7 protein-coding genes and 1 pseudogene are annotated in these 13971 nt (G+C 38.5%); 5 read left to right on the top strand and 3 right to left on the bottom strand.

Annotated elements, in window-relative coordinates; translation table 11 throughout:
* Positions 1-134 precede the first annotated feature (134 nt).
* Positions 135-5555 carry an AAA family ATPase gene (locus tag GTQ43_RS11830; RefSeq protein WP_265272798.1) on the top strand — a complete coding sequence of 1807 codons (5421 nt, stop codon included), beginning with the start codon at positions 135-137 and terminating at the stop codon, positions 5553-5555.
* 740 nt (positions 5556-6295) lie between these two features.
* Positions 6296-6979 carry a nuclear transport factor 2 family protein gene (locus GTQ43_RS11825; protein ID WP_265272797.1) on the top strand — a complete coding sequence of 228 codons (684 nt, stop codon included), beginning with the start codon at positions 6296-6298 and terminating at the stop codon, positions 6977-6979.
* Positions 6980-7076: 97 nt separating this feature from the next.
* Here GTQ43_RS11825 and GTQ43_RS41750 read toward each other — a convergent pair.
* Positions 7077-7352, bottom strand: a pseudogene (locus GTQ43_RS41750) (hypothetical protein); the annotation flags it as partial.
* Positions 7353-7401: 49 nt separating this feature from the next.
* Between GTQ43_RS41750 and GTQ43_RS11820 the strand changes: the two are divergent.
* On the top strand, positions 7402-7755 hold the full coding sequence (locus GTQ43_RS11820; protein ID WP_265272796.1) for a hypothetical protein: 354 nt from the start codon (positions 7402-7404) through the stop codon (positions 7753-7755).
* A gap of 190 nt (positions 7756-7945) precedes the next feature.
* On the opposite strand, the gene GTQ43_RS11815 is transcribed toward GTQ43_RS11820, so the two are convergent.
* Together GTQ43_RS11815 and thrC are read right to left on the bottom strand one after the other, a co-directional pair.
* Complete coding sequence (locus GTQ43_RS11815; protein WP_265272795.1) at positions 7946-8221, bottom strand: ubiquitin-like small modifier protein 1; 276 nt, start codon at positions 8219-8221, stop codon at positions 7946-7948.
* An 87-nt stretch (positions 8222-8308) separates the two neighbouring features.
* A complete protein-coding gene (thrC, locus tag GTQ43_RS11810) occupies positions 8309-9619 on the bottom strand; it encodes a threonine synthase (protein ID WP_265272794.1) in 1311 nt (436 codons plus the stop codon).
* Between the two features lie 841 nt (positions 9620-10460).
* Here thrC and GTQ43_RS11805 point away from each other — a divergent pair.
* Complete coding sequence (locus GTQ43_RS11805) at positions 10461-12992, top strand: beta strand repeat-containing protein (RefSeq protein WP_265272793.1); 2532 nt, start codon at positions 10461-10463, stop codon at positions 12990-12992.
* A gap of 379 nt (positions 12993-13371) precedes the next feature.
* The gene (locus GTQ43_RS11800) at positions 13372-13938 is read left to right on the top strand and encodes a hypothetical protein (protein ID WP_265272792.1); all 567 of its coding nucleotides are present in this window, start codon (positions 13372-13374) and stop codon (positions 13936-13938) included.
* Positions 13939-13971: the final 33 nt, after the last annotated feature.

Raw genomic sequence — 13971 nt, 5'->3', positions numbered from 1 at the left:
TCGCTTTTCAATTTATAACCCTTGGATACGGAATCACAATGTTAATAATTTTCTCTCACTGGGAATAATTAAATTAGAACCCCTTTCAAGACGAGTCCGGGGGTAATACTAATTTTTAATATAGTCAAAAATCTATGCCAAATCGCACTGGATACCAAATCAACTCGACTCTCCACGAAGGAATCCAAACAATTATTTATCAAACACAAATGCCAAAGACGCAACAGCGAGTTATTCTCAAGTTGCTTAAAAATGAATATCCTACCCTCGAAGCCTTTACTCGTCTGAAAAATGAGTATCAAATTCAGCAGAGTTTAAATCATCCCAATATAGTCAAAGCCATTAGTCTGGAAACCTTTGATAACCGGGTTGGGCTATTGTTAGAAGACTTTGGTGGCCAATCTTTAGCCGAAATTCCACAAACAGAAGAATTTGATTTAATTAAAAACTTAAATATTGCTATTCAACTGACTAAAGCTATAGATTATTTACATAAACATCAAATTATTCATAAAGACATTAAACCTAGTAACATCATCATTAATTCTGAGACAGGTATTGTTAAACTCACTGACTTTGGTATAGCTTCCCGCCTAAATAAGGAAAATCCTCAATTTAATAACCCTAACTGCGTTGAAGGCACACTTGCTTATATGTCTCCCGAACAAACGGGGAGAATGAATCGTATTCTCGATTATCGCACTGACTTTTATTCTCTTGGTGTGACTTTATATGAAATGCTTACTGATAAAATACCATTTTTTAGTCAAGACCCCTTAGAAATAGTTTATAGTCACATTGCTGTTCAACCGATAAATCCACAGTTATTAAATCCAAAAATTCCTAACGCCATCTCAGAAATTGTGCTGAAGTTAATGGCGAAAAATGCTGAAGACAGATATCAAAGCGCTACAGGATTATTAGCAGATTTTGAGTTATGTCTTAATCAGTTAAAAACTAAGGGTACAATTACTGATTTTGTTCCAGGACGTTTAGATGTATTAAGCCAGTTATTAATTCCTCAAAAATTATATGGCCGTGAAAACCAAGTTAATGAACTGTTAGCTGCATTTGAACGGGTTACATCTGGGACGAGTGAGATGATGCTAGTTTCTGGTTATTCTGGTATTGGAAAATCAGTTTTAGTCAATGAAGTTAATAAACCCATCACTCGCAGACAAGGTTACTTTATTTCTGGTAAATTTGACCAATTAAAGCGAAATATACCTTATGCTTCTCTAATTCAAGCTTTTGCCTATTTAATGCAGTATTTACTAACAGAAAATAATGAAAAAATAGAAACCTGGCGGGAAAAAATACTATCAGCTTTAGGAACAAATGGAAAAGTCATTACTGACGTAATTCCAGAAGTAGAATTAATTGTTGGTACACAGCCAGACGTTGCCCAAATTGGTGCAACAGAATCACAAAATCGCTTCAATCGAGTTTTTAAAGAGTTTATCCAAGTTTTTACGCAAAAAGAACATCCCTTAGTCATATTTTTAGATGATTTACAATGGGCAGATTCAGCCACATTGAATTTAATCCAACTACTCATAACTGATACCGATAGCAAAAATCTATTGTTTATTGGTGCATATAGAGATAATGAAGTTAATGCAGCACATCCTTTAATCCAAAAGATAGAAGAAATTAAGAATGTTGGCACAGTTGTTAATAATATTGTGTTGCAACCTTTAAATTTAGAGAATGTGACTCAGCTAGTTGGCGAAACCTTACAAGAGACAGAGGTTAAGCATGATACAGAATTCAGCGTTTTTGACAATAAAATTATCCATTTAGCTGAATTAATTTCTAATAAGACAGGTGGAAATCCATTTTTTATCACACAACTTATTCAAGCACTACATCAAGAAAAACTTTTAACATTTGACTTCATTAAGGCTCAATGGCAATGGAATTTAGAGGATATTCAAGCAATTGGGATTACCGAGAAGAATGTAGTTGAGTTAGTTGCCAGTAGAGTTGAGAAACTACCAAAATTTACCCAAGATGTTTTAAAATTAGCAGCTTGCGTGGGTGACAGATTTAGTCTGGATGTTTTATCAATAGTTAATGAAAAATCACCTTCTTCGACAGCCAATGATTTACACGCGGCTTTGCAAGCAGGGTTAATTCTACCTTTAAGTGAAGCTTACCGGATTCCTTTAGTTTTTAATCAAGAAGAAGCGGTTAATTTAAACTTTGACAGTTCACGAGTGGGTTACAAGTTCTTGCATGACAGAGTACAACAAGCAGCATATTCGCTGATTCCAGAAGAACTTAAGAAATCTACTCACCTGAGAATTGGGCAATTGCTTCTAAAAAATATCCCAAAGGAGGAAATAGAAGCTAATATTTTTGATGTCGTCAATCAGTTAAATGTAGGTATTGTTAACCTAATAGAGCAATCTGATAAAACTGAATTGGCACGATTAAATTTAATTGCAGGGCGAAAAGCTAAAGCTTCTACAGCTTATGAAGCTGCACTTAAGTATTTCACAAATGGCATAGAACTTTCAAGCATAGACGCTTGGGAAACCGAATATATTTTAACTATAGGTTTATATGAAGGAGCCGCAGAAGCAGCTTATCTGGGTGGTAATTTTGAGCAGATGCAGCAATGGGCTGAGGTGGTGCAGCAAGAAGCCAAAATTCTTTTAGATAAAGTGAAAGTCTATGAAGTAAAGATTATCGCTTCTATCATTCAAAGTAAGCAACTAGAAGCGATTCAGATAGCAGTATCAATTTTGAAATTGTTAGGAATAAATTTTCCAGATGAGCCGACATCAACTGATATTCAGCAGGGGATGGATGAAATTGCTATTTCTTTGAAAGGGAAATCTATTTCAGATTTGATTAACTTACCATTAATGTCCGATCCTAACAAGATTGCGGCTATGAGGATATTAATGGGAGTTCTACCTGCGGCTTTTCAAACTGCTCCTGCAATGATGCCAATTATTGTTTGTAAAATGGTTAATTTGTCCTTAAACTATGGCAATACGGCTGTATCTGCTTATGGTTATAGTCTTTATGGCTTACTTCTTTGTGGAGTTCAAGGAGAAATTAATTCTGGCTATGAATTTGGTAAATTAGCTTCTAGTTTGGTGTCGCAATTTAATGCTGAAGAACTCAAGGCTAAAATTCTAACGGTTGTTAGCGCTCATGTTATGCACTGGAAAGAACATATTAGGGAGACATTAACATCATCAATGTCTGGATATGCTAGTGGTCTGGAAACCGGAGATTTAGAATATGCTGGCTATTGTGGTTATATTTATCCCTATCATTCATTTTGGTTGGGTAAGGAACTTTGGGTTTTAGAAAAAGAACTAACAGCTTATTGTGAATCACTAAAAAAAATTAAGCAGCAAGTAGCTTTAACTTGGAATCTAGTATATTTACAAACAGTTTTGAATTTGAAAGGTAATTACGAAAATGTAGACTGTTTAATTGGAGAAGCCTACGACGAGCAAAGTATGCTGCCAATTCATCAACAAGTAAATGACCTTTACACAATTAACCATCTATTTGTCAATAAACTAATGCTCTCTTACATATTTGGGGAGTATTTTAAAGCTGTAGAATATGCTGCGATCGCAGAAAAATCTTTAGGTGGTGTTACAGGGTTATTTGTTGTTCCAATGTTCTATTTTTACGATTCTTTAGCAAACTTAGCAATATATCATACCGCTAAAGAGTCTGAAAAGCAAACTATTCTAGAAAAAGTCCAAGCTAATCAGCAAAAAATGCAACTTTGGGCTACTCATGCACCTACGAATCACTTACATAGATTTTATCTCGTAGAGGCAGAGAGGTATCGGATTTTGGGTCAAAAGCTGCAAGCAATGGACTACTACGATAACTCTATTGCCAAATCTCAGGAAAATGGTTTTCTCCAAGAAGAAGCTTTAGCTTATGAGTTAGCAGGAAAATTTTATCAATCTCTAGGTAAAGATTTAATTCATCAAACCTATATAACTAAAGCCTATTATGCCTATATTCGTTGGGGTGCGATCGCTAAAGTTAAATACTTAGAATCAAAGTATGTTTTTCTAGTAGAACAAACTACTACTATAGAAACTACTACTTCTAAAATAGATACAATTCATTCTACCACTACCACAACTACTAATAGCAGCTTAAGCAATTTCTTAGACTTTAATGCATTCATCAAGTTTTCGCAAGCGATTACCAACGAAATTGTTTTAGAAAGTTTGTTGGATAAGCTAATCAAAATTTTACTAGAAAATGCTGCTGCCCATAAAGCAATACTACTCCTATTTAAAGACAATAAACTCTATATCGAAGCTTCAGGAAATGCTGCTGACGATGTAGTGACAGTTTTACATTCTATTCCTGTTGAAACTTATCAGGATTTACCGCTATCTGTAATTAACTACGTTTTTCGCACTCAGCAATATCTTGTATTAAATGATGCGATCATTACAGAACCGTTTAACCTTGATATTTATATTCAGAAATTTAAAACAAAATCAATCTTTTGCTTACCCATAATTTACCAATCCCAAATTACGGGGATTATTTATTTAGAAAATCAGTTATCATCAGGGGCTTTTGTTCCAAAAAGGGTAGAGGTATTAAAAGTTTTGGTTTCTCAAATGGCTATTGCTATCCAAAACGCCCGTTTGTACACAAGAGAACAAGACAAATCTAGAGAATTAGAACAGTCAATAAAAGATTTACAAGAGGCACAATTACAACTTATCCAAAGCGAAAAAATGTCTTCTTTAGGAAATTTAGTTGCAGGTGTAGCACACGAAATCAACAACCCAGTTGGTTTTATTACAGGTAGTATAGTCCAAGCAAAAGATAGCGTTACTGATTTAATAGACTATCTCCAACTATACCGAGAAAAGTTCCCGAATCCTGGTGCTGAGATTGAAGAGAAAGCTGAAGAGATAGATATAGATTTCCTACTAAAAGATTTACCCAAAATGATTGATGGGATGACAGTTGGCACACAGCGCATTCGTAATATTAGTACCTCTCTCCGTACTTTTTCCCGCGCTGATACTACCTCTAAAGTGCTAGCTAATATCCATGAAGGGATTAATAGTACTTTGTTGATTTTACAGCATCGTCTGAAAGCCGATTGTAATCGTCCAGCAATTCAAGTCATTAAGGAGTATGGAAATATCCCTTTAGTCAAATGCTATTTGGGACAGTTGAATCAAGTTTTTATGAATATTATTGCAAATGCAATAGATGCTCTAGAAGAAGCAAATATCGGTCGTAGTTTTATGGAAGTTCAAGATAATTATCCTAATATTATTACTATCTTAACTAAGATTGAGAAAGATAATAATCTGATAATTAATATTCGAGATAATGCTAAAGGAATGTCAGAAGAAGTTAAGTCCTGTATTTTTGAAAATTTATTTACTACTAAATGCGTAGGGAAAGGTACAGGATTAGGATTATCTATTAGTCGCCAAATTATAGTAGAAAATCATGGTGGAAGTTTGATTTGTGAATCAGTCTTAGGACAAGGAACACAATTTATAATTTCTATCCCAATTTTGGGATAATAATTTATCATGGCAATGACACATTAGACCTCTTGTATAAATCAAAAGCCCTCACCCTAAATCTCTCTCCCAAAATCGGGAGAGGGACTTTGAAATTACTCCCCTTCTCCCAATATTGGGAGAAGGGGTTGGGGGTAGTTTTGCATTCGTGCAAGTGGTCTAAGAGGTTGTTTGAAAAGTATTTAGCTGTGATTTTAGGCACTTGTTGATCCCCCCTAACCCCCCTTAAAAAGGGGGGAACTGGAATCAAAGTCCCCCAATTTATCGGGGGATTTAGGGGGATCTAAAATGTTTTGCTACTAAGAAAAGGACTTTTCAAACATCCTCTAATAGCAAAGCCATAGCCGCAGACACCCGAATTATCAAATAATTCGGGTATTTTGTTTATCACTAATGATTTATGATGATAATAGTAATTGTACTTTGTTTTTAAAAGTCGCTAAAATCAAGGTTATTTTTCTGTTAACAAAACTATGTAAGTAGTAACTTAATTACTTAATCGAATCAATACAAAACTAGCCATAATTTATACTTGAAACTTTATGTATTGACTGTTATTATAATAACTGAATTATATGCATCCAATCTTGTTATTTCTAATTTACGAGCTGATATAAAAGTAGTATCTAACTAGATATTCAAGAAATTTAGTTATATTTTACTAGCTAATATATCAGCCATAAAGTGAGTTATTGGCAAGTTGCAAGATGTGAAAATAGTAAAAATTAAGGTGTTATTCCGTGGAAAAAAGAAGAGAAGTTGGGCGAATAGTTCCGAAGGCAATCTCGTTTTTGTTAAATAAGATTACATTAATTGTGCTTGCAGTCAGTCTTGTGCTGTTTGTTGGAGGTAGGTTTGAACTAGCAAGTGCAAGTGAACCCAACGCAGAAGCAAAACTTGAGATTCAACAATTAACATCCTGTTACTCATTGGGAACTGATGCTATTGGTAGAGGAAATCTCCCAGAGGGAAAGAATATTTATCGAGATTGTTTTACTCAGAATGCAATCTTAACTGCTATTTTTCCTGATGGGACAACTCAAACAAGTTATGGGACAGATGCTTGGGCAGATTTTGTCAATTCAGTATTCCGAGGAAATGGTTATACAGCTACCCAACATTTGATGGGTACTATAAACATTTTATTTAAAAATGGCAAAGTAACGATGTCTTCTTATCTTCATGCGACTCATAAACGTTCAGAAACTAGCATTGATGTTGCTAATGGTACTTATGAGGATGAAGTTGTAAAGGAATCTGGGCGCTGGAAAATTAGTAAACGTACTCTCAAACTCATCGATTTCTTAAATCTTAGTTCCCCAACGGTTGATTCTTCAACTACTAATTCCTCAAACACTAATGCCCGAAGCAGTAATTCGTCAACTAACTTTGTAAGACCAAAAATGTCTGGGTTCAATCAATAATTCTTCACACAATATAAAGCAAAAGTAAAAAGTAAAAAATACTTTTTACTTTTACTTTTTATGATGTTTGATGTATGAATAAAGCTGACTTTTCCTGTTAAGTCTTTTTTGCAAGCTGGCAACCTTCACAGAGGTCGTGCAATTTTAACCAACCTCGCCACAGTACTTGGATACCAATTGGTGTTTTGCTTCGATGTTCAAGATAACCTCCAAGACGAGCGATGCCTACGGCGGGCTTCGCCAACGCTTCTACAGCCCAACTAACTGTTAGTAGCTTGGGTAGTTTGGGAGATTTAGCTTTTAAAATCCGAAGCTCAAGGGGATTAAGAATCTCGATCGCAGGGGCGGAAGGCTGGGTACGGTGTAGATAAGTTAACTTATAATCTATCTATACAGAAAAATTACTGCCAACTAAGTTCATCATGAACCTAAGTATTGTTGATGATAAATTGCAGATAGAATTTACCTTTAAAGAGCAACTGCTAGCTGTTCGCTGTAACAAACTTTGGCAAATATCGCTAGCTCATATTGAGCAAGTTACGATAGCCGAACCCCAAAGTAATTGGCGAGAATTGCGTGCCCCTGGTAGCTTTATTCCTGGAGTAATTAAGGCTGGAACTTATTACACTAACCGTGGTAAGGAGTTTTGGTATGTGAATCGAGAGACAAATTATTTAACGATTCAATTGCGAGATGAATCCTACAAACGGATTATCTTAACTATCGATGACAATGAGTCTTGGCAACAAAGACTTTCTCAGATAACTGCTGCATAGTTAGCCTATTGAAGTGCTGACACTGAGTTTTCCTACCGATCGATCACTACAGCAAACATTTATAGACTTTTCGTCTCATGCGCTCTGCCGCAAGTACCAGAGGCGACAACCCTCTTAATGGATATTCCCAGTCTTCAGACTGGGAACAAAGTGATCTCTCAAAGGTTTGTCTAGTTAAGTTTCTAGTCTATTAACCACCAGCGACTGCGGGGACAATACTTACTTCATCGCCATCTTTCAGGACTGTGTTCATACCATCCAAGTAGCGAATATCTTCACTGTCGACGTAAAAATTTACAAAACGCCGTAGTTTGCCTTCTTCATCGCACAACCGGGATTTTATACCAGGAAAGCTTTGTTCTAAGGAGTCTAACAGTTCAGCAATGGTGCTACCGTTAGATTCTAGACTAGCTTGGTTATTAGTCAAATTCTGAAGAGTCGTAGGAACTAAAACTGTTACAGCCATAGAATTACAAAGTGAAGAGTTAGGAATACAGTTAAGAGTTAGGAGTTAAGAGTAATGAATAAAAAACTCATAATTCCTAATTTCTAACTAAACGAGGACTTGTTGCCATTCCAAGCGATCGAGAGTCCGCGATCGCTCTAAAGCCCGTTCAAAACTATCTAGTTTAGCATCAATAGTCAAGGGTTCACCAACGTAGCCTTGAATTGCTTCTTGGGTTTTCAAACCATTACCGGTGATGTAAATCACAGTAGTTTCATCTGGATCAATTTTGCCAGCTTCTACCAGTTTTTTCAGCACGGCCACGGTTGTACCACCAGCCGTTTCTGTGAAGATGCCTTCGGTTTCTGCCAGCAGCTTGATGCCATCAATAATTTCTGCATCATTGACTGATTCAATGTTACCACCAGTTTTCTGAGCTAACTCTACAGCATAAATGCCGTCTGCTGGGTTGCCGATCGCTAGTGATTTCGCAATTGTATTCGGTTTAACTGGTTTAATAAAGTCGCGTCCTTCTTTGAAGGCTTGGGCGATGGGCGAACAACCTTCAGCTTGAGCGCCACTGAAACGGACTTTTTTGTTTTCTACTAAACCAACTTCGATAAATTCTTGGAAACCCTTATAAATTTTTGTAAATAGCGAACCAGATGCCAAGGGAGCAACCACATGATCGGGGAGTTCCCAGCCTAGTTGTTCCGCCACTTCAAAACCTAGCGTCTTGGAACCTTCAGAATAATAAGGACGCAGATTAATATTGACAAAACCCCAACCGTGTGTGTTAGCAACTTCCGAGCAGAGACGGTTTACTTGATCGTAGTTACCCTTGACGGCCATTAAGGTAGGACTATATATCAAACTACCAATAATTTTACCGGCTTCTAAATCTGCGGGGATGAACACACAGCAGTCTAAACCGGCGTGGGCTGCGATCGCAGCTGTAGAATTTGCTAAGTTACCCGTACTAGCGCAAGACACGGTAGTGAAACCCAACTCTCGCGCCCTTGATAGAGCAACTGAAACTACCCGATCCTTAAAGCTCAGGGTGGGCATATTAACGGCATCATTTTTTATATAAAGCTTATTTAGACCCAGGCGGCGGGCAAGACGGTGAGAACGAACCAAGGGAGTCATACCCGTTCCCACATCTATAACATTGTCAGTTGCGACAGGCAAAAAGGGACGGTAGCGCCAAATTGAATTGGGCCCAGCTTGAATTGTTTCACGAGTGACAGTTAGACGGAGGGCGCTGTAGTCATATTTGACTTCTAACGGGCCAAAACATGACTCACAAACATTAGTGGCTTTGAGTTCATATTCCGCACCACATTCTTTACACTTTAAAGCTTGAAAGTAGGCAGTGCTGGTTTGGGTTGGAGTTTGGGTTTTGATGGCCTGAGTCATAAACTAGCTTTCCCTGTTTGTCTGTCGTTTGTCTGTCGGCTGTCGCCTGATGGTAACACGAGCAAAAATACCAGTCAAACATACCCGACTAAAAATGTCGGGTATTCCTGGTGTTGGGAAAAATGGTTATTGTAAAATTTTTATATACGTAATTGTCATATCTAGTATTTACACTTGCATTTACTTATTCTTAAATCAGCTAATAGTTTCAGTTACTCAGTCTAAACACCGATCATATATATGATTAAATTGCATTATTTCCATGCTGAATTTACATTTAATTGAATTAGTATCACTTTACTTGGTGATCCAAATCACCGAGGTAATTTTCTATTTATTTATACCAATGACTCCCCATAGTACTATGCATAGATATGAGCAGCTATTAAAAAGTGCTTTGGTATATAGGTCGTAGCGTGTTTTTCTTTGGTTTTAAACACTAAAATTCCTATCTATGTCGGCAAAATAAAGTTAATTTTTTAGCTTTGATACATTTATTCATCGCTAGAGAAGTTACTTATTTATACTGAAGTTTTTTTTGGCTATAAAAGCTACATTTCTATTTACATAGAAAACCCAGCAAGACACACTATTAAATTACCCATATTTGCGATTGTCACCCTTGAGTCTCAAGAGTAAGCGTAAAGCTAGTAGGCAATAACTTTTTTGCCTATTGCCTCAATCTAGTTTTTCAGGAGTAGCTAATAGCTTCTTAAAAAATATAATGCCCAAAAACTTAAGGTTTTGGGCAAATCTAGTCGGTAATTCTTTAAGGAATTGCCGAACTTAATCCTGTCTCAAAAACCAAGATCCAAGTTCAGCAAAAAAACAAACTACTTTTATGGTAAACCGAAACAAATCTATCAACAAGCAGATCCAGCCTTACCAATCTCTAGTAGCAACAGCATTATTAACTGGTAGCTTTTTCCAATTTATTGCACCTGTATTAGCTGACGGAACTACTGCGGGTACATCTATAAGCAACACAGCCACAGCAACCTACGAAGATCCCAACGCGCCAGGGAGTCCCATCAATTCTACATCTAACACTGTCACTGTAACTATAGCAGAGGTGGCTGGTATTACTGTTACAGGTTCTGGGATTACAGGTACTGCTAACCCTGGTAATACACTAATTTACACTTACACCGTAACCAACGTCGGTAACGACTCCACCAAATTCCAGATTCCTAACTTAGCGACAACAACAGGGCCAGCCACAGTTTCGGGGACACTACCTGGTGGCACACCTGGTAACTTGCAATATAGTACTGATGGCGGTACAACCTGGACAAATATCCCTGCTGGTGGACTAACTACACCAACTCCCGTGGCAGTTAATGGTACTGTGTTAGTGCGTGTACCAGTTACCGTCCAAGCTGGCGCTCAAAATGGGGATACTATTACTGTCCAATTAGGACAAACTCCTGGTGACGCTCAAAACCAATCCCGAATTGCTGATGGTGGTGACGTTTACACTGTTGATAATGGCAACGCAGCCGGAGCGCCAGTCAATGGTGTGAGAGAAGCCAGTGCTACCCAGCAGATTAAAGTAGGAAGTACTGCTAATACAAGGGCGTTACCAACTATCCTCAAAACTAAGACAGCCTATGATAATGCTGGCACTTCTAGTTCCCTGAGTGATGACCTGCTAACTTATGGTTTGAGCTTACGGGTTGAAGCTAACGATGTAACTGCTAGTGGTGTTACCCCCGCAGCTTTGGCTGGCACAAATATCAGTATTGATAGTGCAACAGTCAGCCGCATCTTAGTTTCTGATGCTATTCCAGCAAATACAGTGCTTAATAGCACTCCAACTGCTCCCTCTGGGTGGAAAGTAGTTTACAGCATTACCCCTATTACTTCTAGCACTACAACTGCTGAAGCAGCTTCGTGGACAACTGTCGCCCCAGCATCCTTGAGTTCAGTTACACGTATCGGTTTCGTTAACGATCCTAGCGTTGTCACTTCAGTTGCAACTGGGACAACAGTTAGTGGTTTTAGCATCCAAGTTAAGGCCACTGGTGCAAGTGGAAATGGCCCAGTAAACATTTACAACATCGCTCAGGTGACTGGTGCAACGGCTGGAGATCCAAACACCAAAGTCTATGACGATTCAGGAGACCAAAACCCAGGTAACTTTGACTCCAATAATAACACCTTTCCCACTACACAAGTAGGAGACACAGGTTTTGCTCCTAATGGCTCGACACCTCCTTTTATAGACGCACAGAATAATAACACTGGTACTAAAACTACTGCTGGGGATTACAACCTAGCTACCCTCTCAGTACCCAATGCCACCTCTCTGTTGAATGGGCCAAATGGAGTACCTGATGCAGTTGGCCCCACCGACAACAATGATGACTTCACCAATAGATCAGCACTAATTCCACCTAATATTACTCCTGGATCAAAGGTCGATCCATCTGCGGTATCCTTTACTAACACAGTTCAGAATACTGGTACATCTCCTGCCAATATTTCTCTCGTACCTACACCACCAAAAATACCAGGTGATTTGCCTACAGGTACAGTGGTGACGGTATCCTATCAAGGTTTATCAGCTGCTTACACATACAATGGCACAAGCTTTGGATTCACGAGTGGTACGGGTACTGTCGGAGGCAACCCAGTTAGTGCCACTAATCCAGTGCGAATTGATGCAGTTGCAGCCAATGGTGGTAAAGCTAACTATGGTGTAAGCGTTGATCTACCTGCTAATACACCGCTCTCAACTGATACTACTGCTCAAGGTGCATCTGTCACAACAACCCTCGAACGCGGCTTCCCTACACCGATTACGGCTTTCATTGACTCAACTACTAATCCTGGCGATCCGACTGGAAAACCCCAAAACATCAGCATTGACCGTGTATACACTGGCTTCTTGCAATTGCTGAAAGAGTCACGAGTTTTACAAGGAACTGGGCCAGCACTAGCAAATAGTGCTGATGGCACATTTAGTGTTACACCCAAAAAACCTGCCCCAGGAAACATTATTGAGTATCGGATTACTTACAAGAATATTTCTACTCCTCAAGTGGGAACTGGGAATGTAATTCTGAATGCTGACAAGATTGTGATTACTGAAGATGGGACTCTCAGTACAGCCTTGAATGATGGTAAGAACAACTGGGCGAAAGACAACGATAACAACGGTCAAATTGATACTAGCAACATTGTTAGTTCAGCTAAGGATTCTGGGACATCGACTATTCAATTCTTCAGTGGTAATCCAGCTACTAATTCTGGTAATGACCAAACTGGAACTACGGTAAATACGGATGTAAGTAAGTATGTGGATACTGTAACTGGACAGATTGGCCCGAGTGTACAAAGAACATTTACTTTCCAGCGCAAGGTGAACTAGAAAGAAAAGTACATAAGTCTTGATTTCTCGTTTTCTGCACAGGCTTTTTACCCCTCTCCTCCACGAGGCTAGGGTGTGTATACAAGTTCTTCTCACCCCCTCTAACTCCCCCTTATAAAGGGGGAGAACCGGATATTTCCACCCTTTGCAAGGGGGGATTAAGGGGGGTAAATCCAGGATTTGTGCTTGATTAGCAAGATGTTTATACACCATAGCCCCCACTTGGGAGAAGTTTGGAAACCCAGTTTGAGTTTTTCTCTACTTGTATGAAACTACTTTGCTAAACAGGAAGCAAAGAGGGGAGTGACTCTTTCTTCGCAAAAGCAGGGAAAGATAAGTCAACAATCAACAATTCTGGAAGTTTTTTGAGGTTATTGATATGAAGCGTGTTTCTGTTGCGGGTATGGGTGCATTGGCATTAATTGCGACATTATCATTTGTTGATCAAATGCCGGGAGTTGGTGGTTTATTATGGCATTCTACAAGTGCGATCGCTCAAAATGTCAAAACTCAAGGGCAAATACAATTGCGCTTAGAGGCTGAGAAACAAGTGGTAGCACAGGATCAGAACGGCAAGCAAAGCAAGACATGGCAACCTTTAAAAGGTCAAGCTGTGGTGCAACCTGGTGATGTGTTGCGATATACATTAAGTGGCGAAAATAAGAGCGATCGCCTAGTTAAAAATCTAACTCTTAATCAAGCTATTCCCAAAGGAATGGTATACGTGCTGAAATCTACAGTTGCCACTAATGATACTAAGGTGACTTACAGCATTGATGGTGGACGCAGTTTTGTTGAAAATCCCACTGTTAAAGTTACTCTTCCTGACGGGAAAGTGGAAACAAAACCAGCACCAGCAAATGTTTACACCCACATCCGTTTGCAAGTGCCATCAGTTGCGGCAAAGAAAACGGTTAAGGCGATTTATCAAATCCAAGTGCGCTGATTTGCTATGCCTATACGGATAAGATCCCCTCGC

The sequence above is a fragment of the Nostoc sp. KVJ3 genome (assembly GCF_026127265.1).
Lineage (GTDB): Bacteria > Cyanobacteriota > Cyanobacteriia > Cyanobacteriales > Nostocaceae > Nostoc.
Note: the sequence above shows the minus strand (reverse complement) of the source record. Positions and strands in the feature narration are given on the sequence as shown.